General features: G+C 55.8%; 25 protein-coding genes and 1 tRNA gene. 16 read left to right on the top strand and 10 right to left on the bottom strand.

Translation table 11 applies throughout. The features are described 5' to 3' along the window. Window positions 1–2: 2 nt before the first annotated feature. From ACR0K5_RS02460 to ACR0K5_RS02450, 3 genes are read left to right on the top strand one after another with little or no spacing between them, the layout of a single operon-like run. On the top strand, window positions 3–620 hold the full coding sequence (locus ACR0K5_RS02460; protein ID WP_480628151.1) for an RNA polymerase sigma factor: 618 nt from the start codon (window positions 3–5) through the stop codon (window positions 618–620). Beyond that, window positions 610–963, top strand: a complete 354-nt coding sequence (locus ACR0K5_RS02455; RefSeq protein ID WP_480628150.1) for a hypothetical protein — start codon at window positions 610–612, stop codon at window positions 961–963. The genes ACR0K5_RS02460 and ACR0K5_RS02455 overlap by 11 nt, the downstream gene beginning before the upstream one ends. Then, window positions 960–1,433: a periplasmic heavy metal sensor gene (locus ACR0K5_RS02450; protein WP_480628149.1), complete on the top strand. Its 474-nt coding sequence runs from the start codon at window positions 960–962 to the stop codon at window positions 1,431–1,433. Before ACR0K5_RS02455 ends, ACR0K5_RS02450 begins: the two co-directional genes overlap by 4 nt. Window positions 1,434–1,438: 5 nt before the next feature. On the opposite strand, the gene ACR0K5_RS02445 is transcribed toward ACR0K5_RS02450, so the two are convergent. Next, the gene (locus ACR0K5_RS02445) at window positions 1,439–2,839 is read right to left on the bottom strand and encodes a diguanylate cyclase (RefSeq protein ID WP_480628148.1); all 1,401 of its coding nucleotides are present in this window, start codon (window positions 2,837–2,839) and stop codon (window positions 1,439–1,441) included. An 88-nt stretch (window positions 2,840–2,927) separates the two neighbouring features. Here ACR0K5_RS02445 and ACR0K5_RS02440 point away from each other — a divergent pair, with 88 nt between their 5' ends. The 5 genes from ACR0K5_RS02440 to ACR0K5_RS02420 all read left to right on the top strand — a co-directional run bounded on the left by ACR0K5_RS02440 (window position 2,928) and on the right by ACR0K5_RS02420 (window position 7,303). Next, window positions 2,928–3,212 (top strand): DUF3572 domain-containing protein, encoded by a 285-nt coding sequence (locus tag ACR0K5_RS02440; protein WP_480628147.1) that lies wholly within the window; start codon window positions 2,928–2,930, stop codon window positions 3,210–3,212. Window positions 3,213–3,237: 25 nt separating this feature from the next. Continuing rightward, entirely contained in the window at window positions 3,238–3,930 is a 693-nt protein-coding gene (locus tag ACR0K5_RS02435; RefSeq protein WP_480628146.1) for an HAD family hydrolase, read from the top strand. A 118-nt stretch (window positions 3,931–4,048) separates the two neighbouring features. After that, entirely contained in the window at window positions 4,049–5,608 is a 1,560-nt protein-coding gene (locus ACR0K5_RS02430) for a trimethylamine methyltransferase family protein (RefSeq protein ID WP_480628145.1), read from the top strand. A gap of 118 nt (window positions 5,609–5,726) precedes the next feature. Further along, complete coding sequence (locus ACR0K5_RS02425; RefSeq protein ID WP_480628144.1) at window positions 5,727–6,314, top strand: heme NO-binding domain-containing protein; 588 nt, start codon at window positions 5,727–5,729, stop codon at window positions 6,312–6,314. Continuing rightward, on the top strand, window positions 6,311–7,303 hold the full coding sequence (locus ACR0K5_RS02420; protein ID WP_480628143.1) for a diguanylate cyclase domain-containing protein: 993 nt from the start codon (window positions 6,311–6,313) through the stop codon (window positions 7,301–7,303). The genes ACR0K5_RS02425 and ACR0K5_RS02420 overlap by 4 nt, the downstream gene beginning before the upstream one ends. 38 nt (window positions 7,304–7,341) lie before the next feature. Here ACR0K5_RS02420 and ACR0K5_RS02415 read toward each other — a convergent pair whose 3' ends face one another. From ACR0K5_RS02415 to ACR0K5_RS02380, 8 genes are all read right to left on the bottom strand, one after another. Next, window positions 7,342–8,040, bottom strand: coding sequence for a CbiX/SirB N-terminal domain-containing protein (locus ACR0K5_RS02415; protein WP_480628142.1), 699 nt, complete (start codon window positions 8,038–8,040; stop codon window positions 7,342–7,344). A gap of 61 nt (window positions 8,041–8,101) precedes the next feature. Next, window positions 8,102–9,034, bottom strand: coding sequence for an AEC family transporter (locus ACR0K5_RS02410; protein ID WP_480628141.1), 933 nt, complete (start codon window positions 9,032–9,034; stop codon window positions 8,102–8,104). Window positions 9,035–9,088: 54 nt separating this feature from the next. Then, the gene (locus tag ACR0K5_RS02405; RefSeq protein WP_480628140.1) at window positions 9,089–9,886 is read right to left on the bottom strand and encodes an MBL fold metallo-hydrolase; all 798 of its coding nucleotides are present in this window, start codon (window positions 9,884–9,886) and stop codon (window positions 9,089–9,091) included. Further along, a complete protein-coding gene (locus tag ACR0K5_RS02400; RefSeq protein WP_480628139.1) occupies window positions 9,883–10,689 on the bottom strand; it encodes a TatD family hydrolase in 807 nt (268 codons plus the stop codon). The genes ACR0K5_RS02405 and ACR0K5_RS02400 overlap by 4 nt, the downstream gene beginning before the upstream one ends. Continuing rightward, complete coding sequence (locus tag ACR0K5_RS02395) at window positions 10,686–11,807, bottom strand: DNA polymerase III subunit delta' (protein ID WP_480628138.1); 1,122 nt, start codon at window positions 11,805–11,807, stop codon at window positions 10,686–10,688. The genes ACR0K5_RS02400 and ACR0K5_RS02395 overlap by 4 nt, the downstream gene beginning before the upstream one ends. Before the next feature lie 3 nt (window positions 11,808–11,810). Next, entirely contained in the window at window positions 11,811–12,437 is a 627-nt protein-coding gene (gene tmk / locus ACR0K5_RS02390; protein WP_480628137.1) for a dTMP kinase, read from the bottom strand. After that, window positions 12,434–13,600, bottom strand: a complete 1,167-nt coding sequence (locus ACR0K5_RS02385; protein ID WP_480628136.1) for a D-alanyl-D-alanine carboxypeptidase family protein — start codon at window positions 13,598–13,600, stop codon at window positions 12,434–12,436. The genes tmk and ACR0K5_RS02385 overlap by 4 nt, the downstream gene beginning before the upstream one ends. Before the next feature lie 16 nt (window positions 13,601–13,616). Next, the gene (locus ACR0K5_RS02380; protein ID WP_480628135.1) at window positions 13,617–14,915 is read right to left on the bottom strand and encodes an SPOR domain-containing protein; all 1,299 of its coding nucleotides are present in this window, start codon (window positions 14,913–14,915) and stop codon (window positions 13,617–13,619) included. 202 nt (window positions 14,916–15,117) lie between these two features. On the opposite strand from ACR0K5_RS02380, the gene ACR0K5_RS02375 reads away from it, so the two are divergent. Beyond that, window positions 15,118–15,207 (top strand) — tRNA-Ser (locus ACR0K5_RS02375). Between the two features lie 663 nt (window positions 15,208–15,870). After that, window positions 15,871–17,463, top strand: a complete 1,593-nt coding sequence (locus tag ACR0K5_RS02370; RefSeq protein WP_480628134.1) for a trypsin-like peptidase domain-containing protein — start codon at window positions 15,871–15,873, stop codon at window positions 17,461–17,463. Window positions 17,464–17,804: 341 nt separating this feature from the next. Here the strand turns inward: ACR0K5_RS02370 and ACR0K5_RS02365 are convergent, their stop codons facing one another. Then, complete coding sequence (locus ACR0K5_RS02365; RefSeq protein ID WP_480628133.1) at window positions 17,805–18,584, bottom strand: MOSC domain-containing protein; 780 nt, start codon at window positions 18,582–18,584, stop codon at window positions 17,805–17,807. A gap of 400 nt (window positions 18,585–18,984) precedes the next feature. Between ACR0K5_RS02365 and ACR0K5_RS02360 the strand changes: the two genes are divergently transcribed. From ACR0K5_RS02360 to ACR0K5_RS02335, 6 genes are all read left to right on the top strand, one after another. Beyond that, window positions 18,985–20,304, top strand: coding sequence for an ABC transporter substrate-binding protein (locus ACR0K5_RS02360; RefSeq protein WP_480628132.1), 1,320 nt, complete (start codon window positions 18,985–18,987; stop codon window positions 20,302–20,304). Between the two features lie 80 nt (window positions 20,305–20,384). Beyond that, complete coding sequence (locus ACR0K5_RS02355; RefSeq protein WP_480628131.1) at window positions 20,385–21,332, top strand: carbohydrate ABC transporter permease; 948 nt, start codon at window positions 20,385–20,387, stop codon at window positions 21,330–21,332. Further along, window positions 21,329–22,267 (top strand): carbohydrate ABC transporter permease, encoded by a 939-nt coding sequence (locus ACR0K5_RS02350; RefSeq protein WP_480628130.1) that lies wholly within the window; start codon window positions 21,329–21,331, stop codon window positions 22,265–22,267. Before ACR0K5_RS02355 ends, ACR0K5_RS02350 begins: the two co-directional genes overlap by 4 nt. Further along, window positions 22,264–22,452 carry a hypothetical protein gene (locus ACR0K5_RS02345; RefSeq protein ID WP_039524935.1) on the top strand — a complete coding sequence of 63 codons (189 nt, stop codon included), beginning with the start codon at window positions 22,264–22,266 and terminating at the stop codon, window positions 22,450–22,452. Before ACR0K5_RS02350 ends, ACR0K5_RS02345 begins: the two co-directional genes overlap by 4 nt. 2 nt (window positions 22,453–22,454) lie before the next feature. Continuing rightward, window positions 22,455–23,552 carry an ABC transporter ATP-binding protein gene (locus ACR0K5_RS02340; RefSeq protein ID WP_480628129.1) on the top strand — a complete coding sequence of 366 codons (1,098 nt, stop codon included), beginning with the start codon at window positions 22,455–22,457 and terminating at the stop codon, window positions 23,550–23,552. Then, window positions 23,545–24,537: an ABC transporter ATP-binding protein gene (locus ACR0K5_RS02335; protein WP_480628128.1), complete on the top strand. Its 993-nt coding sequence runs from the start codon at window positions 23,545–23,547 to the stop codon at window positions 24,535–24,537. Before ACR0K5_RS02340 ends, ACR0K5_RS02335 begins: the two co-directional genes overlap by 8 nt. The last annotated feature ends 4 nt before the right edge of the window (window positions 24,538–24,541 follow it).

Below are 24,541 nucleotides of genomic sequence, written 5' to 3'. Positions count from 1 at the left end.
GGATGGAGGATCTGACCTCCCACCCACAAGACGTTCGCGGTGTTGAATGCACCGCGAACACACTCAGCGACGATGTGTTGCTGAGGCAATTTGCCGATGGCGAGGCAGGGGCCGCACGAGTCTTGACCGATCGGTTGGGTCCACGCTGTTACTCGGTTGCTTTGCGCATGTTGGGGAACAGGGCCGAGGCGGAAGACGTGACGCAGGATGCGATGATGCGGTTGTGGCAGATGGCGCCGGATTGGGTGTCGGGTCAGGCCAAAGTTTCGACCTGGCTGTATCGGGTGACATTGAACCTGTGTGTAGACATGCGGCGCAAGAAGACACCTGACAGGTTGTCGGACGTTCCTGAACCCGAAGACGGTAAGGCCAGCGTGGTTGACCGAATGCAGGATGAGGCGCGCAAGGATGCTTTGCAGTCGGCCCTGGCTGAACTGCCCGAACGACAGCGACAGGCGATCGTGCTGCGCCATATTGAAGAACTGCCCAACCCCGAGATTGCCGGGATTATGGGCATTTCGGTAGAAGCAGTCGAAAGCCTGACCGCGCGTGGCAAGCGAAACCTGACAGCGATCTTAGCCGGAAGACGTGAAGAACTGGGGTATGACAATGGCGGATGAAGACATGGAACTGGATCATTTGTTTGCGCAGGCGCGGCAGCAGCGGCCGGTTCTGCCCGACGATCTGGCCGTACGAATCCAGACTGATGCTGAATCTGTCCGCCTCGGTCGTCTTGCACCTGCACAGCAACCGAAACCTTCGATATGGAACAGGTTGGTGAGAAATGTAGGAGGATGGCAGGGCCTTGGCGGGCTTGTCGCCGCAAGTGCTGCCGGTGTCTGGATCGGGTTTTCCGCACCAACCTTTTTGCCTGACCCTGCCAACCTGCTGACGTCGCAAGAGACAACCTTCCTTGTGGCGGACCTTGGATTTGACTCGAGTTTTCTGGAGAGCACGGAATGAACACTGATCCCAAGCCCAAACGCAGGTGGATCCCTGTTGTCCTGGTCGTGTCATTGGCGTTGAACCTGCTGATTGTCGGCGTCGCTGTTGGTACGGTGTTGCGCCTCAAAGGTGGGGACCATGCCAAAGCACCACCCGGATTTGGCCCCGCTTTGTACCGCGCATTGCCCAAAGACGATCGCAAGGCCATGCGGGGCGAGTTGTCGGGCCTGCACAAGAAGGGATCCAAGGGTCGTACCCAGGATTTCGAAGCGCTGAGTCAGGCTTTGCGTGCAGAGCCCTTTGATCCGGTGGCGGTTCAGGTTCTGCTGCAACAACAAGCGCAGGCCACGGCCAACTTGCAACACGCCTTGCAAGCGCAATGGCTGGCGCGCGTGACCGCCATGAGTGATGATGAACGGCAGGTCTATGCAGACAGATTGCAGGAGGTTGTTAAACGAGGGCCGCACGGGCACAAGAAAAGAGACTGATTGCTTCAGGCAGCGCTTTGCCTGACACTCACCTGATTGCGCCCCGCTTTCTTCGCAGCGTAAAGTGCTTTGTCCGCAGACTTTATCAGGTTCTCCACGTGTTCGGCTGCACGGTCTTGCCCCGTGGGACCGGCCTGAGACAGTTTCAGCCCAATACTGACCGTTACATCAACTTGCGCCCCCTGATCCGGCAAAGGGAAGGGGGACTGACAGATGCTGTCACAAACGGTTTCGGCCAGGTTCAACGCCTGTTTGGACGACACATCCGGCACGCCGATCATGAACTCTTCGCCGCCGATGCGGGCGACAAAGCCGCGAGATCCCAGGGCGTTTTGCATACGCTCTGCCGCCTGCGTCAAAACACAATCACCGCAGACATGGCCATGGCCGTCATTGATTGCCTTGAAGTGATCCAGATCGGCCAGCATGATGGCAAAGCTGCGCCCCGTCCGAGCGGATTGGCGCGCGATCTGATCCAGTGCCCGCATGGCATAGCGGCGATTGTGCAGCCCGGTCAACGGATCGATCCAGGATTCTGCAATACCTCTTCTGAGAGAGGTCCGCATCTGATCAAGCCGAGCTTTGCGGGCAATCTGATTATCAAGCCGCAACAGGATCTCCTGTGCGCAGAACCCGCCCATACAGACGGCATCTGCCCCTCGGTCCAGAGCTTCCGAGGCCCGCCCGGCGTCTTCGTCCTTCAACACCCCAATCAACACAGTGTGCCGTGTCACACCGCGTGACCTGAGATCTGCAAGGATATTCAGACCGGACGGTTGCGGGCCCAGCTCGACCACAATCGCATCTGGAATGGCGCCGGACAGAACGCCCTGCAGGTTTGACTGAAGATGCCAATGCAAATCGAATTGGCGTTGATCATCCAGTCCCTTGTGCCAGAGGGCGCCGGTTCGGGCAGTCTGGGTCAGAATATCAACCCGCGCCGCTTTGGGCGGTCTGATTATCGCCGGGGCTGGTTCCGCGAACCCAATTGGTTGCGATCCGTTGCTGACCTGCAGGTCCTGGGTAACTGCACGCGCACGCAACAGGCTGCGAATGCGCGCCAGCAGCAAGGTGTCCTTGAACGGTTGCGTCAGCACATCGTCCAGCCCGTCCTTCAGCGCCCGCAGACGTGCGTCCCGGTCGTTTTGCGCGGCAAGCGCCACAACGGGGACGTCATCAAGGCCGGGCACCTTCACAATCGCCTTCTTAACATCCGCGGCCGTGCCATCCGGCAACGTCTGAGCCGTCAGAACCAGATCAGGTTGCGTACGACGCACAAGTGCGGGCAATCCTTCAAGCTTTTCACCCTGCACCACGTGATACCAGGCCGCGGTTAGCTGTACCTTCAGCATTATGCGATTGGTCGATACCCCGTCGAGGACAAGGATGGTTCCCTGCACAGACATAGTTGTTCACCGTTGATTGCATGCGTGAACAAAGTGTTTATGAGTCTGGTTAACAAACCCTTTCCAAGACCGGATCTCACCTCAGTTTATGCCGATATCTTCCGATTCCGCCGAAACACTTGCTCTGACGGCCCTGGCCTGGCTGGTCAGCAATGACGAGCTTTTGCCTGTTTTTCTGGGCTCCACAGGCGCATCGATCGAGGATGCGCGTGATCGGGCAGGCGATCCGGACTTTCTGGCGTCGGTTCTTGATTTTCTGGTGCTTGACGATTCGTGGGTCATGGCGTTTTGTGACGCCAATTCACTCGCCTATGATCTTCCTGCCCAAGCGAGGGCAGTATTGTCCGGCGGCGCTGACGTACACTGGACGTAAACAATCTTTACCGCAGGAGCACCCGATGCCGATAGATGCGATCATCTTCGATAAAGATGGCACGCTGTTTGATTTTGCGAACACCTGGGGGGCTTTTGGGCGCTCTATGCTGTTGCGCCTGTCAGGCGGGGATAAAGATCGCGCGACCGAGCTTGGCCGAGTCATCGGATATGATTTCGAACAAGAACAATACACCGAAGACAGCATTGTAATCGCAGCGACAGTTGAGGAAATCGCTGAGGTTTTGATTGCACATGTTGATGGCATGACCTTGCAAGAGATAGTGGATTTGATGAATGCCGAGGCCGCCGCAGCCCCGCAAGCGCCTGCCATTCCATTGGTTCCGTTCCTGGAAGGTTTGCAAAACGCGGGAATAAAGCTGGGCGTTGCGACAAATGACAGTGAGCATCCCGCATTGCAGCATCTTGAATCCGTCGGGATACGGGAACACTTCGATTTTGTGGCCGGGTATGACAGTGGTCACGGATTCAAGCCTGGGCCGGGCCAGTTGTTGGCCTTTGCCGCGCACATCGGAGTTGAGCCTTCTCGTATCGCAATGGTGGGCGACAGTCTTCATGACTTGCAGGCCGGGCGTGCGGCAGGGATGACCACAATCGGCGTTCTGACAGGTCTGGCCGAAGCTGACGCTCTGGCACCAATGGCGGATGTGGTTTTGCCGGATATCGGGCATATTCCGGAATGGCTGGCCAAAAGCTGATTGGTTAATTCCTGGTTTCAACGGACGGGAATAGAAAACCGACATATTCTGTCGCAGACGGAGCGGCCATAGCTGTGTCTTCGGGGCTTGCTTAAATTAAGCAAGAACGGAGGCACCGATGGCCGAGACCACCACACGCAAGCGCCGCGGAGGAGGGCGCGCAGGGGCGGCTGCGCGCAGGGGCAGCGCAGCGATTGACCAGATGCCCTGGGATCCGCCTGTCAATATCGATCGCCCTACAGAGCCTTTGGATCAGGCTGGCATCGAAGCGATCCATGGAGGGGCCATGCGTATCCTCGAAGAGATCGGGATCGAGTTTTATAACGAAGAGGCGGTTGGCATCCTGCGCGAAGCCGGTTGTACCATTGACGGCGACAATGTCCGTATGGGGCGGGACTTTGTCATGGAGATGATTGCCAAAGCCCCCAGCCAGTTTTCAATCACCCCTCGCAATCTGGATCGCAAGATCGAAATTGGCGGCAAGAATATCCTGTTCGGCAACGTCTCGTCTCCACCGAACTACTGGGACATGGAAATCGGAAAAAAGGTGCCCGGCAATCGTGAGATGTGCCGGAACCTTCTGAAGCTGACGCAGTATTTCAATTGTATTCATTTCGCGGGCGGATACCCGGTTGAACCGGTCGATATCCACGCGAGCGTCCGCCATCTGGATGTGCTGTATGACAAGCTGACCCTGACCGACAAGGCGATGCACGCCTATTCGTTGGGCAAAGAACGCGTCGAAGATGTCATGGAGATGGTGCGTATTGCGGGTGGTCTGAGCCACGAGGAATTCGAGGCCGCACCGCGCATGTACACCAATATTAACTCCACATCGCCGCTGAAACACGACCACCCGATGATTGACGGTTGTTTACGCCTGGCACGGCGCGGTCAGGCGATTGTGGTTACTCCGTTTACACTGGCCGGGGCCATGGCGCCCGTAACCATGGCGGGGGCAGTGGCGCAATCTCTGGCTGAGGCTTTGTGTGCTATTGCTTTGTTCCAGTATGTGCGCCCCGGTATTCCTTGCGTGATCGGAACCTTCACTTCGAACGTGGACATGAAGTCCGGTGCGCCTGCCTTTGGAACACCGGAGTACATGCGCTCGACCCAGATGACAGGTCAAATGGCGCGGTTCTATGGCTTGCCCATGCGGTCTTCGGGTGTTTGCGCAGCAAATGTGCCGGACGGGCAGTCGGTGTGGGAGACTTCGAATTCTCTTTGGGCGTCCGTGCAGTCGGGCACCAATATGGTCTATCATGCAGCCGGTTGGCTTGAGGGCGGTCTGATCGCCAGCCCGGAAAAATTCATTATGGATTGCGAAATATTGCAGCAGATTCAACGATATATGAACCCAGAGCTAACCGCCACAGGACCGGATGAGATTGCACTGGATGCGATCAGGTCGGTCGGAAACGACGGTCATTTCTTTGGCATTCAGCATACGCAGGATCGCTATACTACGGCCTTCTATCAACCCTTCCTGAGTGATTGGAAAAACTATGAAGGGTGGGAGGTCGCTGGTGGGATCTGGACCGCAGAACGCGCCCACCACATGTTCAAAGAGATCATTTCGAGTTTCGAAGCGCCCCCGATGGATGAAGGCATTCGCGAGGAACTGGCCGCGTTTGTTGAACGTCGCAAAGCGGAAGGCGGCGCGCCCACGGATTTCTGACCAGGCAGGTGATGTCGAACTGGTACCCGGTTGCATTCGCCACAACTCAGGGTGGATATTGGCTGTTTGTTAAGGTTTATCAGACCACAGTGCAAAGGACACCAATCTGGGGCATCTGATGCATGGTCTGATCAATAGGGCGATACAGTCCTTTGTCTGTGCGACCTACGGGCGATCCTGCTGGCTGCGCGTGACCGAAGTTGCGCGGCTGGGGATTGTCGAGTTTGAAGCCATGCTCGTCTATGACGATGACATGACGACTCGGGTAATGGAGGCACTGAGCGCCGACCTCAATCGGTCGCAAGCCGAAATTCTAGAAGATCTGGGTACCTATCTTGTGTCTCACCCGAATATGGAAGGATTGCGCCGTCTTCTCAGATTTGGAGGCGTCAGCTATATCGAGTTTCTGCATTCGCTGGATGATCTGGCAGACCGCGTGCGGCTGGCCGTGTCCGATTTGACCCTGCCGGCATTGGAGTTGAGAGAGCTTTCAACCGCAGAATATCAACTGTGCTGTTCTCTGGGGTTGCCAGGGTATTCCAGCGTCATGGTTGGCGTCTTACGCGCAATGGCCGATGACTATGGCGCGCTGGTGATGCTGTCGCATGAGGGGCAGCAGCAGGATAGTGACGTTATTTCCATCATGTTGGTTGAAAGCGCTTTTGCTGAAGGGCGGCACTTTGATCTGGGGGCTCGGAACGGATGACAGACACCCGGGAACTGGCTGGTCTTCTGGAAACGCTTTGCCCGATGTTTCTGCTGGTGGACCAAAACGGTTGCGTCCAGCAAGCAGGTCCGACCCTGCAAAAATTGCGACCCGAGCTGCCACTGGTGGGGCAGGGGTTTCTGGATGTGTTTGAGCTGATCCGCCCCAGGGCGGTCACAACTGTTCCTGCCCTGATGTCAATGGCCGGGGCAAAGCTGCACCTGAAATTTCATGATGAACCGCGCACAACCCTCAAGGGGTTGGTCGCGCCTTTGCCACATTCCGGTGGTGCAGTCATCAACCTGTCGTTTGGTATTTCAATTTTGGATGCGGTGCGGGATTATGCGCTGACAAGCGCAGATTTCTCGGGCACTGATCTGGCAATTGAGTTGTTGTATCTGGTCGAAGCCAAGTCCGCCGCGATGGAGGCATCCCGCTCTCTCAACCTCCGGCTGCAGGGTGCGATGCTCGCGGCCGAAGAGCAGGCGTATACCGACACGTTGACCGGAGTGAAGAACCGCAGAGCAATGGATCACTTGCTCGCACATCTGATCTCGGCAAATTCTACCTTCGCACTTATGCATCTGGATTTGGACTTTTTCAAATCGGTGAATGACAAGCTGGGGCATGCGGCTGGTGACTTCGTCCTGCAACAGGCGGCCCACATCATGCAGGAGGAGACGCGAAGCAACGACACCGTCGCCAGGGTCGGTGGGGATGAGTTTGTAATTGTTTTCAAAGGCTTGACGCAAGAGGAAACTCTGGCCTCCATTGCCGGGCGTCTGATCTCAAGATTGAAGGAACCGATGTTGTTTCAGAACCAGTTCTGTACCATCTCGGCCAGTATCGGTACTGCCTTGTCCACGCAGTTCAAGAGGCCCAACGCTGCGGACATTCTTCACGCTGCAGATTTAGCCCTATATCAGGCCAAACGTGACGGCCGGTCTTGCCATCGCTTGTATTCAACGTTGAGCAAGGCGCAAACCTGAAATCGCCCAGATAACATGATGGGGGTCGTATCGGGATTTCAGGCAGATTCGAATGCCTCCGTTACCTTTTTTGCAATCTGGCACCGGATCGGAGCCAACTCGCCCACTACGGGAAGCACAACACCTGAGAACCCCGCACGATCCAACTCTTCCGGTACGTCATCCAAAACATGCCCTCCGGTACAGGCAAAGAAGGGCAGGCACAGCGCCTGATCTCCTGTACCGTTCGCGGCGTCAGAAATGGATGGCGATTCTTCGACAAATCCGACGCGAACAGATTTGAAAGATACCATTCCTCCAATCTGTTCAGCAAACTGCAACGCCACGGCCGATGGATTCCGACTACGGCCAGAACCATGAGCGGCAATGACCAGATCTGTCGACTGTGCCGTCCATTGCTTGCCAGACAATTCCATTCGCAGGGCGTCCGCAGTCAAAGCTGGCAGCTCTGGATCGATTCCCAGCGGATCCAAAACCTGTGCCTTGTGATTCCCAAGCCGTTTGGGCAACGCGCTGGTTACAAACCACCCTTTTGCCATGAAAAGCGGATAAATGACCGAGTTCTCTGGTACGCTGTCCAGTTTCGTCTCCAACGCGCCTGGGGCAGCCAGAGTCGCTGAATGCACAACCACCTTCTCGGTCAGCGCGTTAACTTTTGCTGCGAATACCGCAAGAGCAGCTTCGGCCGGTTCCGGGTCGGATGGTTGGCCATGAGCAACAATAATGGCATGCGACATTCGGATCTCCTGCTGCGTTGTGCGATAGGTGTTTCACGACGACCTGAAGTCAACACCACAGTTAGCCCAGAAGTGTTAGCCAAAGCCAGACGGTCAGGATAGATGACGCCGTCCCAATAAGAACGGCCGAAGCAGCGACACGTTTTGCGCGGCCATACATATTGGCGAAGATGTAGGCATTGAAACCCGGAGCCATGGCGGCATTCAAAACGCCCGACCTAAACAGGTCCTGCGGCAAGCCGGTGGATTTGCCGAACAACCATACAAGGCTGGGGTGCAGCATCAGCGAGATACAGCAAACGTAGGCAATGGTGCGCAGATCGCCCTCGGGCTTGTATTTGACCAAAACGCCACCCAAGGCAAACAGAGCCCCGGGAAGGGCTGCGCGCGTGATCAGCCCAAGGGCTTCGTCGACCACTGCGGGGATAGCCAGGCCAGACAGGTTGACCAGAAACCCAAGAGCGATTCCGAGGATCAGTGCATTCTTGAACATCGCAGACAGAACGGAACGCGCCATGTGTACGCCACCGTTTCCACGATTTCGGACAACCTCCATGACCGTAATTCCGACGCCATAACAAAACGGAGAGTGAAAGGCGATGATCGCGTAGTTGCCGGTCAGGTTCTCAGGCCCATATGCACGTTCGGTAATCGGTAGGCCCAAGAGGACAGAGTTTGAGAACAGGCAACAAAACCCGATGGCGACGCAATCTTCCCAATCGCGCCCGAAAATGATGCGTGCACCAAAGAGACCTGCGGTGAAACACAACGCGGCGGCCGAATAGAAGCTGGCCAATAGCCGAGGATCAAAACTGGCGCTGAGGTCCAGATGCGCGATGGCAAGAAACAAAAGACAGGGGATCGCAAAGCCTTGGGTGAATTTCATCAACCCATCAACATGCGCTTCCTTGAAATACCCTGTGCGTGTCGCCGTGTATCCGGCGCCGATCACCAAAAAGACCGGAAGAATGACGTCAATCAGGCTTTGCAGCATGTGGCCCCCGTGCGGCAGGCCTGCTGCGTTATCCTATGGGCGCGAAGCAGGGGGCTAATGTGCCTGATGGATCACCATCCCGTCGAAGGCGGGGGCGATGTGGTCGGGCGTTTCTGCATCGACGGTCGCATAGTCGAGATCGATATGCATATTGGTCAGAACTGCACGCTTTGGTTGCAGTTTTTCGATCCATCCCAACGTCTTTTCCAGATGCGCATGGGTGGGGTGCGGGCTGCGGCGCAGGGCGTCGATGACCAGACAGTCCAATCCTTCCATCTCGGGCCAGGCGTCGTCGTAAATCTCGGCTACATCCGGCAGATAGGCGAGTTGTCCCATGCGAAACCCAAGGGAATCGATCGATCCGTGATTCACTTTGAACGGACGAAATGAAATGGGGCCGCCAGGACCTCCGATTTCAAATGGGCCATCGATGGTCTTGAGTTCAAGGATCGGCGGATAAGGTGAGCCCTCGGGCTGAATGAACGCATAGCCAAAGCGTCCCAACAAGGCGTTCTGGGTATCGCCATCCGCCCAGACAGGAACGCGGGTTTTCATGTTGAACACGATCATACGCAGGTCGTCGATCCCGTGCACGTGATCTGCGTGAGAATGCGTATAGACTACGCCGTCCAACCGCCCGGTGCCTGTGTCCAGCAACTGGCTGCGCATGTCCGGGGTGGTGTCGATCAGAACCGAGGTTGTCCCATCCGGGCCGTCGCGTTCAACCAACATTGAACAGCGGCGTCGGATGTTCTTAGGGTTCGCAGGGTCGCAGTCGCCCCAGTGACCGCCCAACCTTGGCACGCCGCCTGAAGAACCGCAGCCCAGAATTGTAAATCGCAACCCGGTCATGCAGCAGCCTTGTACAAAGCCGCTTTCGTGAACAGCCGGTCAAAGTTTGCCTGGGTCTGGGCGGCAAAAGCGGCGTATTCCATACCGAAGATCTCGGCACCCTTGCGTGCTGTATGTGCGGTATAGGCTGGTTCGTTGCGCTTCCCGCGATAGGGCGGCGGGGCCAGATAGGGTGCGTCGGTTTCCACCAGAATGCGATCCACCGGAGCGCTTGCCAAAATATCGCGCAGTTCCTGGCTTTTCGGGAAAGCAGCAATGCCAGACATGGACAGGTAGAAGCCCAAATCCAATGCGGCTCTGGCCAGTTCAGCTGAGGATGAGAAACAGTGCATCACGCAAGAAAACGGCGCGTTACGGTATTCTTCAGCCAGAATACGGGCCATGTCATCGTCCGCCGCGCGGGCGTGAATGATCAGAGGCAACCGGGTTCGCTGAGCCGCTTCGATGTGAACGCGCAGTGACTGTTTCTGAACTTCTGCACTGTCGGCGGTGTAGTGATAGTCCAAGCCGGTTTCACCAATGCCAACGAATTTCGGATGCTGTGCCAAATCGACCAGCTCATCGACCGAGACCATTGGCTCGTCCGCTGCACTCATCGGGTGCGTTCCGGCTGCGTAGAAGATCGGTGCGTGGGCCTCGGCAATCGCGCGGACGGTGGGTTCGTTGCGCAGTTTGGTGCAAATCGTCACCATGCGGGCCACACCAGCTTCGGCGGCGCGCGCGATGATGTCGTCCAACCGGCCGTCGAAATCCGGGAAGTCCAGATGGCAATGGCTGTCAGTAATCTGGGGGGTGTCGCTCATCTGTTCTGACCGGCGGTTTCCTGTATCTTGAACACCGTATCTAGGACCAGAGCGGCAGGGTCAAGGTTGACGGCTTGACCATGGCGCGCCCGGGCGGTGATTATCGCGGCGACCTCGGCCCAGCGGCGGGCGTGATCCGGAGAAGCGGAAAGTCGCGCCAACGTTTCCCCTTCGTTTGGCGCAGCTTCGGGAACAGGCGGGGCGCCTGTTGCCCCGGTCAGGGCCAGCCGAGACAAAGCGACGTCAATTAGTGTCAGCAACAACTCGAACCGCTCGGCGGCACCGCGCTGGGCTGCGGCCTCGGCCAGTGCCAATGCGCGTTGACGATCCATGCGGGGCAGGGTGCCCAGAATGGCGATCAGTTCGGCATAGATGTCCAGACCACCCAGATTGATCAGGCGTACAGCGTCCCCAACTGAACCAGCAGCAAGCGCAGCGAGGTGTTCGGCCTGAGCGGGCATTTCGGTTTCAGCTTGTGAAAGGGCGGCCTGCATGTCCCGAGCGTTCAGCGGGCCGAGGCGCAGTGTGCGACAGCGCGAACGGATGGTTGGCAACAGGCGCGAGGGTTGGTGCGACACCAGCAAAAGGGTGGTGCGCGCTGGCGGCTCTTCCAGCATTTTCAGCAACGCGTTGGCAGCGCTGACGTTCATTTCATCCGCCGAATCCACAATCACGACCCGGCGTCCGCCATCAGCAGAGGACAGGCCAAAGAACCTCCCGAGCTTGCGGATGTCGTCCACGACAATCTCGCCCCGCAGCCGCCCCTGGTCATTCAGCGACCGGGTTATCGCGGCCAAACCCGGTTCTGCGCCAGCTTGAATGCGGTGCGACACCGGCTGGTCGGGATCAACGTCAAGTGTCTGAGGTGTTGGCGGCGCACCGAACAAACCCGCGTCATCTGCCGGAGGCGTTGCCAATAGAAAACGCGCAATCCGCCATGCCAGCGTCGCCTTGCCGACACCGCGCGGCCCGGTCAACAGCCAGCCATGATGCAACCTGTCCGAATTAAAGGCGGTCAGAAAAGCCTGTTCGGCATCCTCTTGACCAAAAAGATGCGCAGTTTCGCGCGGATGCAGTGCACCCGGCACTTGATCCGGAGAAGGGATATCGTCGCTCATCGTCTACCGCAAAGCTGCTTGGACGATTTCTGTCACATCCTGTGCAACCCTGTCCATGTCTCTGTTGCCGTCGACAACGCGAAACCGGTCCGAGAACTCATTGGCCAACGCAAGAAAGCCTGCGCGCATTTTCTTTTGCAATTCCGGGCCAAAGTCTTCGAAACGTTCCTCTGTGCCTTGTCGGCCCTTGGCTCGGGACAGGCCCGTTTCTGGGTCCATGTCGATCAGCAGAGTCATATCCGGTTCCCGCCCGATCATCAAACTGTGCAATTGATCAACCAGACTGCGCAGATCACCCCGCGACAGGCCCTGATACATACGAGTACTGTCCGCAAAACGGTCACAAATCACCACTTTCCCTGCCGCAAGGGCGGGTTCGATGGTACGCTCCAGATGGTCACGACGGGCCGCAGTGAAAAGCAAAATCTCGGTTTCGGCGGACCAACGTTCCGGGTCACCTTCCAAAACGAGACTACGAATTTCCTCGGCCCCCGGAGAGCCGCCGGGTTCGCGCGTCAATACAACCTCATGACCCTGCGCGCGCAAGCGATCCGCCAGCATCCGCGCCTGGGTTGACTTGCCTGATCCGTCAATACCTTCGAAGGTCAGAAATAACCCCGCTTTCGTCACATCGACTCCAGCGGGTTGTTGATCACGTCCTTCAATACGATACCGCCAACGGTCAGCATACGCACCACAAACCCGCCAAGCGCCACGTCTTCGGCCGCCACCAGAGAGCGTCGGATTTCCGGTAGCCCTTCAGGCTTGATCACCAGTTCCGCCAGTTGCTGGCCTTTCTTGACGGGCGCGTTGATGGGGCCGTCATAAACAACCTCGGCCTCGACATTCTGTGTGCCCAGAACCGGAAACAGCACGTTCAGATCACCTTCGGGGACAAGCCCCACGGTTTTTTTCTCGCCCATCCACAGCTTGGCTTCGGCTATCGGCGTTTCCGCGTTGGCAACTGTCCTCTCGACAAAATTTCGAAACGACCAGTTAACCACGGCCTCAGCCTCCTCTGCCCGCTGGCCGGTGCTGTCGAGACCTGTCAGCACAAAGATCACACGCCTGTCGCCTTGTTTGGCGGACCCGACAAGGCCATAACCCGCTTCTTGCGTGTGGCCGGTTTTCAAACCGTCCGCTCCGATTTCCAGCCGTAACAACGGGTTGCGGTTACGGGCGTTCGACGGCGCGCGACCGTCAAATTCAAAAACCTCTTCGGCGAAAAGGGGATAGTATTCTGGAAAGTCGGAAATCAGGTGATCCGCAAGAACGGCCAGATCATGAACCGACATCATATGCCCGGCGGCAGGCCAGCCGTTTGAATTGGCAAAATTCGAGTTGTTCATGCCCATTTGCTTGGCGCGCTGAGTCATGTAACGCGCAAACCCCGCCTCGGTGCCATCCGGGCTGAGCGCTTCGGCAATGACGACGCAGGCGTCATTGCCCGACAAAACGATAATGCCGCGCAGCAGATCTTCGACACGAACGCGATCCTGCGTATTCAGGAACATCGTCGAGCCGCCATAGCTCATCGCGTGTTCCGAAACAGGTAGAGTTTCGTCCAGCGTCAAGCGTCCGTCCCGCAATGCTTCGAACGCAACGTAAAGCGTCATAAGCTTGGACATCGACGCGGGCGGCAACGGCTGGTCGGCATCTTTCGATAGCAGTACGGTACCTGTGGTTTGGTCGATCACATAGGCCGCACGGGCCGATGTATCAAAAGCCTGGGCAGGTAGCGCCAGTACGGCAAGCCCGAGAGCCAATACAGATGTTCGTAGTGAGGATAGCATATTACGCCTCGCTGAATTAGTCGGTAACCGTGAACGCATCTTTGAAGCCAAGGTCTTTCACGTCTTTCTGAATGGCTTTGCGTTCGGCCCGGGTAGCGGCAGGGCCAACCAGCACCCGCCAGACGGTATTATTTGCGGTTTTCAACTCCCGGACAACCGTCGGCATGCCGTTTCGGCGCACCTTTTGTGCCGCTGAGTTGGCGTTTGCCTCGACGCTGAAGGTTCCGATCTGAACATATGGTTTGCTCAAAGGTGTCGCCGATGTCGCCGGGGCGGCCACAGGAGTGACGTCTGCCGCATCAATTGCTGCTGCGGCACCCTCTATCGGGTCCAGCGGTGTTTCGGTGATCGCGGCAGGATCTTTCTTTTGCCACCATTTTCGCTTGGCAGATTTTTCAGCAGGGGCCTCGACCGGCGCGTCCGACAAAGAGGGTGACGCCACGGCCGCTGCCGCTTCGGCGGCTACGTCCGCGCTGTCAGTCACCGCATCCGCAGTTGCCACCGCAGTTCCCGCGGCGGCGGCTGCGGGCGCTTTCTTCTGCCACCATTTTCGCTTGGCAGGTTTTTCTTCAGGCGCGTCGGCCTGATCGTCCGCTGACGTTGACGTCTCGGGTTTTTCGTTCGCATCCTCAACAGTTTTAGCCGCGTCATCGGCCGAGCTGGAGGTGCCCGCTGCAACAGCCGCCGCACCAGCCGCTGCAACGGCTGGTTCTTTCTTTTGCCACCACTTCCGTTTGGCTGGCTTTTCCGGATCAGGAGCAGCTTGAGTGTCGATGGCGTCATCACTTGCAGCAGTTGTGGTTTCCTCTGCCGATTCTTCAGCCTCTGGCGTGTCCTCCGAAGGCGGCTCTTCTATCTTTTCACGGCGCAGTGCGACGACGCTGACTTTTGTCGGCGCGCCTGCAAGCATTCCAAGCTCCTTCGCGGCAGCGGACGAGACCTGAAGCGTGGGGCCGGGCAGATCGCGTTCGCGCCGGAACAGGGCACCCGTCACGGATTTGTTGTTAGACGTGTTTCTGATAACGACACGCTCAGGTTGGGAAACATCCGGGTGGGCAACCCAGATCCCGCCAAGCGACGGTCGGCCGTCCCAAAGCCCGGCTTCGGTTGTCTGAAAAACCTCAGGGGCTTCGACATCACGCTGCGCGCCGGCCGTCACCTCTGGCAGGAGTTCGGTTTTCCCCGAATTGTCTTCCGGTTTCTCAGCCGTTTCAGATGTCAAAAAAGCCTCTTCGCATCCGGCCAGTATCGTCAAAGTCAACGCCAGATACGCCAGCCGTTTCGGCCCCGGGCGTGTCTCGATCGCTCGCTTCATCTGCTTATCCCTTGCCTGAAGGGGTTTCGTTTTCCGAACCCCGCTGCCGGTCTGCTGGTTCTGTATGCCAGCCTGTTACGGTCTTTCCTGCGGATCATAACGTGGCTGAAGTGTCATGGAAAGACCGCTGCACAGGCTTCGGCAAGATTTCCCGATTTCGACTTGCCTCTGGTCGAACTTCGCCTTAGACCCTGCTTTCGACGGGGAGGTGGCAGAGTGGTCGAATGCGGCGGTCTTGAAAACCGTTGAACGTGAGAGCGTTCCCAGGGTTCGAATCCCTGTCTCCCCGCCACTCGTACGTGCCTCAAATCATTTGCGTTTTTGACCCGGATCTGTGCCGCGATTTCCCCGTTTCAGTTGCCTGTTCCCAAGCAGAGACGGTTCGGAACACTCACGCTTAGAGCTTTTCGAACACAGGTCTCAGTACCGTGGCTTTGCAGGGTCGTTTTGAGGAATTTCTGCTTGGCAACCGGCAGTTTACAGCGAAAGTAGCAGGAATGGGCCAGCCAGTGGCTATCCGGGTTATAAGTAGTCGATGATTCTCAATAATTTGCCGCGGGTATCCCCAAGGTAAAACATCAGGGATGTTATCCGCGCGGAACAAGGGGCAGGCTGTGTATCAGGGTTATCTGTGCTCGAATACGCCGCAGTTGAAAAAAACCTCCTGATCATTCCAGCCGAATGGGTATGTCCTGGAGTCGGGTATTTTGAGCGTCTTCTCCGGCGCTCGGCTGCCGCCGAGATTCGTAACCTGAATTCTCAGGCGGAGAAACACAGGCCGCACGAGTGTTCGGGAGAACGAACCGGAGATCTCTTCGCGGCGCACCATCTTCGTGAATTGTACACCAGTGTCGTTTCAAGAAGAATGTCCCAATACTCTCGACGCCTGAAACATTGCCATGGGTTTGGTGGTCCAGCGTGTTAGAATGCCTATCCGTTTGGATAGGAGGCCAAAATGCCGAAACCGGACGAGAATGGTGCAAGGCCGTCGGGGATTGTTGGTGCGGGTGAGGTGCGGGCCTTTCTGGAGAGCCTGACCGGACCATCGCATGGGAATGTGAACTGGCTTGTCGACAAAGCACTGATTATTTCTGTCGGCGAAAGCAGGACGCTTAGCCTCCGACCAAAAGGGGACGTGCCCCCCCATGACAACGATATCGCTACTCTTCAGTGGGCTGACGACGGTTACACGATAACTGCCTCGTCAGAGCGCAATGTATGGGTGAATGGGCAAAGAGTTTCGTCCGCGTCTCTTAGGCATGGAGACATGATCGAGTTTGGTGAAAAGGGTCCGATGTCTCGGTACAGGTTGTGTGATCACTCGTTCCCTTCGCATCACACGGTCGAAGATATCCTGAGTGACGCTTACGCATACACCCGGGCAAGCCGTCGACCTTTTGCCAAAAAGATGTCCGGTGCGCTGCGCGACAGTGGACGACGGCTTGCGTCTCAGACCACCATCCTGTTCAGGATCACAGTTCTTGCTGCGCTTATTGGGATCTCAGGTTTTGGATTCTTGCTTTACCAGAACGACAAACGCTTGGCCGACAGTATCGAGCAGGAATCCCGCAATATCGAAGCGATTTCAGTTATGCTTGCACAGACGCGGGAAGACGCACTTACACCTGGGGACCTGGCCTCATTGCGAGATGCATTTGAAAGCCAGATTTTGTCGACCGAGCAGCGTCTTGGAACACTGGAACACAGAGCAGGAGCGCCAACGCGGGTGATTGCTGCGTCTACTCGATCCGTCGCATTCCTCCAGGGGGCATATGGATTGCGTCATGTTGAAAGCGGGAAACTACTGCGTCACGTGTTGGGACAAAACAGAGAAAGGCTGAAAACCCCGTTTGGCCAGCCTTGGATCGAACCGGATGGGACGGGCGAACCCGCCGAGTTCCAGTTCACCGGAACCGGCTTTTTACTGGAAGGGGTCCCATTGTTGGCCACCAATCGCCATGTCGCTTTGCCCTGGACCTCGGGAGACAAAGAGCAAGCCTTGAAACAAGCTGGCCTTGAGGCAGAAATGTTGAAGTTGCTGGTCTACTTGCCCGATCAAACTGAACCAATTGTGGCACGGTTGGATCGGGTCAGCGAAATAGCAGATCTGGCGATTTTGGCAGTTGATCCAGGCCAGGTTCAGGGCCTTGGAATGAGGTTGGCAGATACTGTACCAGGCGCCGGAGAAGAACTGTATTTGCTGGGGTATCCGACTGGTTTGAAGGCTTTGATCGCGCAGGCTGGATCAGGCTTTTTGGAAACGCTTGAGGAAAAGGGAAACCTGAACTTCTGGGCGATTGCTTCGCAGCTTGCCATGCAAAGCAAGATTCAACCACTCGCCAGCCGAGGGATCGTCGCCCGGACGAGTCCGAGTGCCATCGTCTATGACGCCGAAACCACAACCGGTGGGAGCGGAGGGCCAGCGTTGAACCGGAGGGGAGAGGTTGTTGCTATCAATGCAGCGATACTGCCTGAGTTTGGTGGCTCAAACATCGGCGTGCCGGTTTCGCATCTCAAAACCCTGTTGCGCGAGCCAGAAAGCCAGTGATTACCCCTTCGCCTGGGTTGGGAAGTTTTGAACAGAGAACGCTGTCACGAGTGGAGCGATCACAGAGATCAAGGCACTGAGATCAGCAAGTACCCAAGTTAACCGTAATCCGAGGTGGGAGTGACGAAGCCGGTCTCTGGGTTGGCTGAGCAAGCTGCCCTTGACGCTGAAACGCAATCTTACTGTGGTCTTATTATTAGCATCTAATTTGACACGCGCGGGGGGCTTTCAATGCCTCTGGTGGCGCATCGGGTTTGTATTGGCAAAACGCGCTATCTTCGTTGCAAGCTATGACTGGACCGGGGTCTCTTGTTAGAACCGATTGGGTAGCGAGGGTCCATTCAGTCGAGTTTTGTCCCGCGTTGGCCTTCAATGAGCGTACCGCCATCCAGTACTTCGACGTAAACGCCCATATCCATGTGCCCCAGGTGCTTTCGAAGCAAGAACGGGATTTTCAAGTCTCGCTGGGCTGTTTCTGGATTTACTTCGGTGGCAGCACATCTTTTCGTTCGGGAGAGTATCCGCAACCTGACATCGCCAAATACCAATGTCGAACCGACAGCATCCAACTCTGAAAACGGGGGTAATCCATCGATTTCGATGTTCGCTCGAAATCTGGCGGGGTGGATGACCGTGTTCAGGTTTTTACTTAACGCATCGACAGAATTCAGATTGAGAACCGAAATCGCATTCATCATCTTCGGTGATACGACTGAAACGTCCGTAAAACGATGCGGGTGCGAAGATACAAACTTTGGCGGCTCGGGATCCCGCAGGTTTAGCACGTTGTAAAGGAATGCTGCCGCATCCGTTTTTCCTTGGGGCGAATTCATATTGAAGCGATGGACGCTCTCGTCCACATCAACTTCCAATTGCCGGGTCGTGGCGTCGAATCTTGTCTTTAGGCCTGCAAGTCCAGCTTCCTTCAGCAGCACGACAAAGCGGTCTTTTGGTAATGGCTTTGGGTCCGTTGGGTCAAAGCCGGAATTGTAGCGAGCAAAGCCGAAAAGGCGGTCGCCGGGAATACCTTCTCGCGCGTTCAGATTTACAGTGTTCAGAGGTTCTGGGCTCAGGCCTTTGATAGGGTACCGGTTCATTCTGACAATGGTGAGATCGTCCATGCGTTTGTCCCTGGTCCGTCGTGAACAGTCGAGTTTGGCTTATCTTGCGTTTTTTGCATCCTCAATTTCAACGGCCTTGGGTGACGGTCAGTTAGCCGGGAAACGAGCAAAGCACGGTCGTCGAGAATTGGCGACCTAATGCCGTCAGCTGATCAGTTCGGAAGAACTATTTTTTAACCATTGGGTTTTTCCAATGACTTCTTCGAGAAATGGACGAAGTATTCAAGTTTAAAAAAGTTTGTATATATAATTAGTTATACTGATTTATTAAAGTTCAATCAGATGGTTTGAGGTACGAACCTCAAAAATATCTAGACTTGAGGTGCGTACCTCAAATAGCCTTGGAGGTATGCCGCGATTCGCACATCCTCGGTTGACGGCGTTAAAAAGGGAGGAATGGATGACTTACTCAAAACTGGCCTCGGCCAGCGCAATAGTCCTTGCCGCTACTACTCTTTCTACCAAGGCAAATGCTGAAGATCTGACATTATGTTGGGCAGCATGGGACCCGGCCAATGCGCTGGTTGAGCTTTCCAAGGAATTCGAAGCTGAGTCCGGCCACACAATGAATTTCGAGTTTGTGCCCTGGCCAAACTTTGCAGACCGGATGCTGAATGAACTGAACTCCGGAGGAAAGCTCTGCGACCTGCTGATCGGTGACAGCCAATGGATCGGCGGCGGTGCCGAAAACGGTCATTATGTCAAGTTGAATGACTTCTTCGATGCGGAAAGCATCAGTATGGATGACTTCGCGCCGGCAACTGTTTACGCTTATTCAACGTGGCCAAAGGGCACACCAAATTATTACGCGCTGCCAGCCATGGGTGATGCAAACGGTTGGTTCTATCGCAAGGACTGGTTTGAAAATCCAGAAATTCAGGCCGCTTACAAAGAGGCGACGGGTCAAGATCTGCGTGAACCGGAATCCCAGAAAGAACTGCTGCAAATCGCGCAATTCTTCCAAGGGCGCGAGATTGACGGAAAAACCGTGTATGGCGCTGCGATCTTTACTGAGCGGGGCTCGGAAGGGATCACAATGGGTGTGACCGGCGCTCTCTATCCGTGGGGCTTCAAGTACGAAAACACACCGGGCTCCTATGACATGGAAGGTGCGGTGAACTCACCCGAAGCTGTTGAAGCTCTGGAATTCTACAAAGAGTTCTACAAAACGGCGACACCTCCGGGATATACCAACTCTTACATGGGTGAGAGCCTGGACGCCTTTAAATCGGGTCAGGTCGCTATGGCCATGAACTGGTTTGCATTCTTCCCGGGTCTTTATGCCGATCCCAACACGGGTGGTGACAAAATCGACTTTTTTGTGAACCCGCCGCAAAATCAGGCTGGTTCGACGCTGGGCGGGCAGGGGATATCCGTTGTCAGCTATTCTGACAAGCAGGACGCGGCGCTTGAATACATCAAGTGGTTCGCGCAACCCGAAGTTCAGGCCAAATGGTGGGAACTAGGCGGGTATTCTGCTCACAATTCGGTTCTGGAAGATCCCGGATTCGTGGATAGCCAGCCCTTTGCCGGCGACTTCCTGGAAGCAATGGCAGGTGTGCAGGACTTCTGGCAGGAGCCTGCTTATGCAGAGTTACTGTTGGCAATGCAGAAACGCATTCATGACTACGTGGTTGCCGACCAGGGCACAGCGCAGGAAGCGCTTGATCTTTTGATCGAGGATTGGACTGAAGTCTTCGAAGACGAAGGCAAGCTTTAATCCGGCAGTAGGGCAGGAGCGGGCGTGAGCCCGCTCCACCATGACCCTTGTGTCCCAAATCGACAAGAACTGGCAAAGAGATGTCTGACAGGACCATAGATCGCGTTGCGCAGGCAACGCCCACGCGAGTTGCGCGCAAAATCAGGGGGCTATCCGATCGAGCGATCGCCTGGATATTTATCTCCCCCACGATCTTCCTGCTGCTTGCGATCAACATCTTTCCGTTGATCTGGACTATCCAGCTGAGTTTTACCAACTACAAAGCCAACCGGATCGGGCGCGAGGTCAAGGATGTCGGGTTCCGGAATTACGAGCGTATCCTGACGGACTCCGATACCTGGCTGAATATGCAGGCAACGGCGCATTTTCTGTTCTGGACGATCTTCTTTCAGGTTCTGATCGGGTTCACCTTGGCGTGGCTGATCAACAAGAAGTTTAAGGGCAATGACCTTTGGACCACGATCATTGTGTTGCCAATGATGCTGTCCCCGGCCGTTGTCGGTAACTTTTGGAAATTCCTCTACCAACCACAGATCGGGTTGTTCAATTACATCATCTCCTGGTTCACCGGAAAAGAACCATCGAGCTTTGAAATGCTGGGTTCAGTCACATTGGCCCCCTGGGCAATCGTCATTGTGGACACGTGGATGTGGACGCCGTTTGTCATGCTGATCTGTTTGGCCGGACTGCGTAGCATTCCCGACTATATCTACGAGGCCGCCGAAATCGACCGGGCCAGCAAACTGCGGCAGTTTTTCACGATCACCATCCCGATGGTGCTGCCGTTCCTGATGCTCGCGGTGCTGTTTCGAGGGATCGAGAACTTCAAGATGTTCGATTTGGTGGTTCAATTGACCGGCGGTGGTCCGGGGTCTGTTACGGAACTCACTTCGATCAATCTCAAGCGAGAGGCATTTGAGAAGTGGCGCACAGGCTATGCCTCGGCCTATGCAATCATCCTTTTCGTCACCGTGTTCGGCCTTGCGTCGATCTATGTCAAAGCCCTGAACAAGGTGAAACAGAGATGAGCAGTTTTTCCGTCACTGAACCCACAAGCCGGTCCAAGTGGATCGCAGGTTTTTTGGTCATCTCTTATGCGCTGATCACGATGATCCCGCTTGTCTGGATCTTGCTGACCGGATTCAAATCTCCAGCGGATGCCATCAGTTACCCGCCAAAGGTCGTCTTCGATCCGACCCTGGAAGGCTATGTCAACCTGTTCACGACCAGAACGCGGCAAACCCAAGAGTTTTTGGAAGCCAACCCTCCGCAAAACTGGGCTGATGAAATCGTTCGCAAATACGACATGGTGATTGTTGGTCCGTCCAAGTTCGGTGAACGCTTTATGAACTCGGTCATCATCGGGTTTGGGTCGACGTTCCTGAGTATCTTTCTGGGAACATTGGCTGCCTATGCATTCAGCCGTTTCAAGGTGCCGCTCAAGGATGATCTTCTGTTCTTCATTCTCAGTACACGGATGATGCCACCGGTTGCCGTAGCCATTCCGATCTTCCTTATGTTCAGGAATCTTGGGCTCAGCGACACGCATCTGGGGATGATCCTGCTTTACACGGGTGTGAACATCTCTCTGGCAGTGTGGTTGCTGAAGGGATTCATAGATGAAATCCCCAGAGAGTATGAAGAAGCCGCTCTGATCGACGGCTACACAAGGTTTCAGGCATTCTACAAAGTGGTGCTTCCACAGGCCGCGACGGGTATCGCGTCGACGGCGATCTTCTGCCTAATCTTCGCTTGGAATGAGTACGCTTTCGCAGTGCTGCTGACCTCTGCGAACGCTCAGACCGCACCCCCATTTATCCCGACCATCATTGGTATCGGCGGCCTGGATTGGCCTGCGGTTGCGGCTGGTGCAACAATCTTCCTGATCCCTGTCATGATTTTCACCATCCTGATGCGCAAACACTTGCTGCGCGGGATCACCTTCGGAGCGGTACGCAAATGAGCGATTTTCTAACAGGACTGATGCGTCTTCGCCGCGGCCCGTGGGAGATGGTCGCGACCATCCTGATCGCGGTCGGGGTCTTCATGCTAATGCAGCCCTTTGTCCTCTGGGCGTTCACCTATTCCTTCATCGTCACGCTGATCGGAACCGTTATGTTCATCATCGTCAGCCATTTTCCGGAGTAGAAATGGCCCAGATCGTAGTCAAAAACGTAAAGAAGATGTTCGGCGATTTCACGGCTGTCCGTGAAAGCTCTTTCACGATTGAGGATGGTGAGTTCTTCATGCTGCTTGGGCCGTCGGGGTGCGGAAAAACAACCACGCTCAGGATGATTGCCGGGTTGGAGCTCCCTACATCAGGCGAAATTTACCTTGATGGTGAGGAAATCAGCCAAAAGCCGCCTTCAGAACGTGACATAGCGTTCGTTTTTCAGATGTTCGCGCTGTATCCGCACATGAACGTTCGCAAGAACATCAGCTATCCACTGATTTCACAAGGCATGTCACGTGCAGCCGTCAAAGCCAAAGTCGAAGTAGTTGCCGGAATTTTGGGGATAACTGACATTCTGGATAGCCCGGTGGGTGGGCTTTCCGGCGGCGACAGGCAGCGCGTGGCACTTGGACGGGCGATCGTTCGCGAACCCAAGGCATTCATGATGGACGAACCTCTGGGTGCTTTGGACGCCGAATTTCGTGAGCATATGGCTGAAGAGTTGCGCGCGCTTCACGATCGCATGGGTGCGACAACTGTCTACGTCACGCATGATCAGCTTGAGGCCATGCAGATGGGCGACAAAATCGTCGTCATGAACAACGCAGTGATCGAGCAATTCGGAACACCGCAGGAAATCTACGACAAACCGGCGACCATGTTTGTGGCGGATTTCATAGGGTCCCCGTCGATGAACTTCCTGCCGTTTCAGGGAAAAGTGGCACCCGGTTCGGAAACGGTCAGGCTGAACGGCCATGACGAGGCCGTCCCAAAATTGATGGAGGGCGCGGAAGGCGAGCTGGTCTTCGGTGTCCGCCCTGAGCATGTGTTTTTGTCTGACGACAGCAACTACCGGGCCAAGGTTCTGGCGGCTGAATACCTCGGGACAACCCAAATCGTGACACTGCAAAGCCCGAACGGTGAGTTGAAGGCCCGTATTGGTGCAGGCGAAACGGCCACGCCGGGTGAGACTGTGGGTTTGGAGTTTCGTTCACCGACAGTGACTCTTTTTGAACAGTCCACAGGCCGGGCGCTGAGATCCGCCTTGAACGATGAGGTGCTGAGCAATGGCTGAAGTCGTTTTAACGAACATCTCAAAATCGTTCGGAACAGTTCGGGCAGTCGACGATATCTCGATGACAATCCCCGACGGCGCTTTCGTCGTGCTATTGGGGCCGACAGGTGCAGGGAAAACAACAACGCTTCGATTGATTTCCGGACTTGAGAAGCTGGATTCAGGGTCGGTTCGTATTGCCGGACGAGATGTTGGGTTGGACACGCCTGCCCAACGCGATGTAGCGATGGTTTTCCAGCAATATTCACTGTATCCGCATATGACGGTGCGCGAGAACCTGTCGTTCCCACTACGATCCCCGATCCTCAAGACACCTGAGGATGAGATTGTGCAGAAGGTGAATGAAGTCGCTGAAATACTGCAAATCCCGCACAAGCTGGACAACAAAGCCACCGAACTGTCCGGCGGAGAAATGCAGCGCGTTTCAATCGGACGAGCTTTGGTGCGCGATCCGCAGATTTTCCTGATGGACGAGCCGCTCAGTTCCTTGGATGCCAAGCTGCGGGCGGATTTACGTGTAGAGCTCAAGAGAATCCAGGCAGACCTTGGGTCAACGCTTTTGTATGTGACCCATGATCAGGTTGAGGCCATGACAATGGCGACACATATCGGAGTGCTGGAAGAGGGCAGGTTGGTTCAGTACGGCACGCCCAGGGACATCTATGAAAATCCTGGCAGTGTTTACGTTGCCAGCCGATTGGGTCTGCCGCGGATCAATATCCTGCCGTCGGAGTTGTTTGGCGGGGATCACAAAGGCCCGCAGATTGGCCTTCGCCCGGAAAACATCATTGAAGGCGAAGGCAGTGACGCGCGTGTGATACGTGCGGAACACTTAGGCGACCAAACCCGGTTGCATCTGGACTTGAATGGCCATCCGGTCGTGACATTGATCGATGTCCATCAGGACTATCCCGCTGGAAAAATTATCAAAATTCGCCCACGAAACCCGTTGTATTTTGACGCGTCCGGCACGCGTGTGAATTAAGGAG

Source organism: Ruegeria sp. AB9 (assembly GCF_056542585.1).
The sequence above is the reverse complement of the archived record's forward strand: the minus strand, read 5'-3'. Positions and strand labels throughout refer to the sequence as shown.

What these genes read in the sequence shown, in the direction of transcription:
- ACR0K5_RS02350 (WP_480628130.1), top strand. Translation starts at nt 21,329, where the DNA reads ATGAGCAGTTTTTCCGTCACTGAACCCACAAGCCGGTCCAAGTGGATC.
- ACR0K5_RS02335 (WP_480628128.1), top strand. Translation starts at nt 23,545, where the DNA reads ATGGCTGAAGTCGTTTTAACGAACATCTCAAAATCGTTCGGAACAGTT.
- ACR0K5_RS02340 (WP_480628129.1), top strand. Translation starts at nt 22,455, where the DNA reads ATGGCCCAGATCGTAGTCAAAAACGTAAAGAAGATGTTCGGCGATTTC.
- ACR0K5_RS02400 (WP_480628139.1), bottom strand. Translation starts at nt 10,689, where the DNA reads ATGAGCGACACCCCCCAGATTACTGACAGCCATTGCCATCTGGACTTC.
- ACR0K5_RS02420 (WP_480628143.1), top strand. Translation starts at nt 6,311, where the DNA reads ATGACAGACACCCGGGAACTGGCTGGTCTTCTGGAAACGCTTTGCCCG.
- ACR0K5_RS02355 (WP_480628131.1), top strand. Translation starts at nt 20,385, where the DNA reads ATGTCTGACAGGACCATAGATCGCGTTGCGCAGGCAACGCCCACGCGA.
- ACR0K5_RS02395 (WP_480628138.1), bottom strand. Translation starts at nt 11,807, where the DNA reads ATGAGCGACGATATCCCTTCTCCGGATCAAGTGCCGGGTGCACTGCAT.
- ACR0K5_RS02380 (WP_480628135.1), bottom strand. Translation starts at nt 14,915, where the DNA reads ATGAAGCGAGCGATCGAGACACGCCCGGGGCCGAAACGGCTGGCGTAT.
- ACR0K5_RS02385 (WP_480628136.1), bottom strand. Translation starts at nt 13,600, where the DNA reads ATGCTATCCTCACTACGAACATCTGTATTGGCTCTCGGGCTTGCCGTA.
- ACR0K5_RS02405 (WP_480628140.1), bottom strand. Translation starts at nt 9,886, where the DNA reads ATGACCGGGTTGCGATTTACAATTCTGGGCTGCGGTTCTTCAGGCGGC.
- ACR0K5_RS02345 (WP_039524935.1), top strand. Translation starts at nt 22,264, where the DNA reads ATGAGCGATTTTCTAACAGGACTGATGCGTCTTCGCCGCGGCCCGTGG.
- ACR0K5_RS02410 (WP_480628141.1), bottom strand. Translation starts at nt 9,034, where the DNA reads ATGCTGCAAAGCCTGATTGACGTCATTCTTCCGGTCTTTTTGGTGATC.
- ACR0K5_RS02445 (WP_480628148.1), bottom strand. Translation starts at nt 2,839, where the DNA reads ATGTCTGTGCAGGGAACCATCCTTGTCCTCGACGGGGTATCGACCAAT.
- ACR0K5_RS02365 (WP_480628133.1), bottom strand. Translation starts at nt 18,584, where the DNA reads ATGGACGATCTCACCATTGTCAGAATGAACCGGTACCCTATCAAAGGC.
- ACR0K5_RS02360 (WP_480628132.1), top strand. Translation starts at nt 18,985, where the DNA reads ATGACTTACTCAAAACTGGCCTCGGCCAGCGCAATAGTCCTTGCCGCT.
- ACR0K5_RS02430 (WP_480628145.1), top strand. Translation starts at nt 4,049, where the DNA reads ATGGCCGAGACCACCACACGCAAGCGCCGCGGAGGAGGGCGCGCAGGG.
- ACR0K5_RS02435 (WP_480628146.1), top strand. Translation starts at nt 3,238, where the DNA reads ATGCCGATAGATGCGATCATCTTCGATAAAGATGGCACGCTGTTTGAT.
- ACR0K5_RS02425 (WP_480628144.1), top strand. Translation starts at nt 5,727, where the DNA reads ATGCATGGTCTGATCAATAGGGCGATACAGTCCTTTGTCTGTGCGACC.
- ACR0K5_RS02415 (WP_480628142.1), bottom strand. Translation starts at nt 8,040, where the DNA reads ATGTCGCATGCCATTATTGTTGCTCATGGCCAACCATCCGACCCGGAA.
- ACR0K5_RS02455 (WP_480628150.1), top strand. Translation starts at nt 610, where the DNA reads ATGGCGGATGAAGACATGGAACTGGATCATTTGTTTGCGCAGGCGCGG.
- ACR0K5_RS02370 (WP_480628134.1), top strand. Translation starts at nt 15,871, where the DNA reads ATGCCGAAACCGGACGAGAATGGTGCAAGGCCGTCGGGGATTGTTGGT.
- ACR0K5_RS02440 (WP_480628147.1), top strand. Translation starts at nt 2,928, where the DNA reads ATGCCGATATCTTCCGATTCCGCCGAAACACTTGCTCTGACGGCCCTG.
- ACR0K5_RS02460 (WP_480628151.1), top strand. Translation starts at nt 3, where the DNA reads ATGGAGGATCTGACCTCCCACCCACAAGACGTTCGCGGTGTTGAATGC.
- ACR0K5_RS02450 (WP_480628149.1), top strand. Translation starts at nt 960, where the DNA reads ATGAACACTGATCCCAAGCCCAAACGCAGGTGGATCCCTGTTGTCCTG.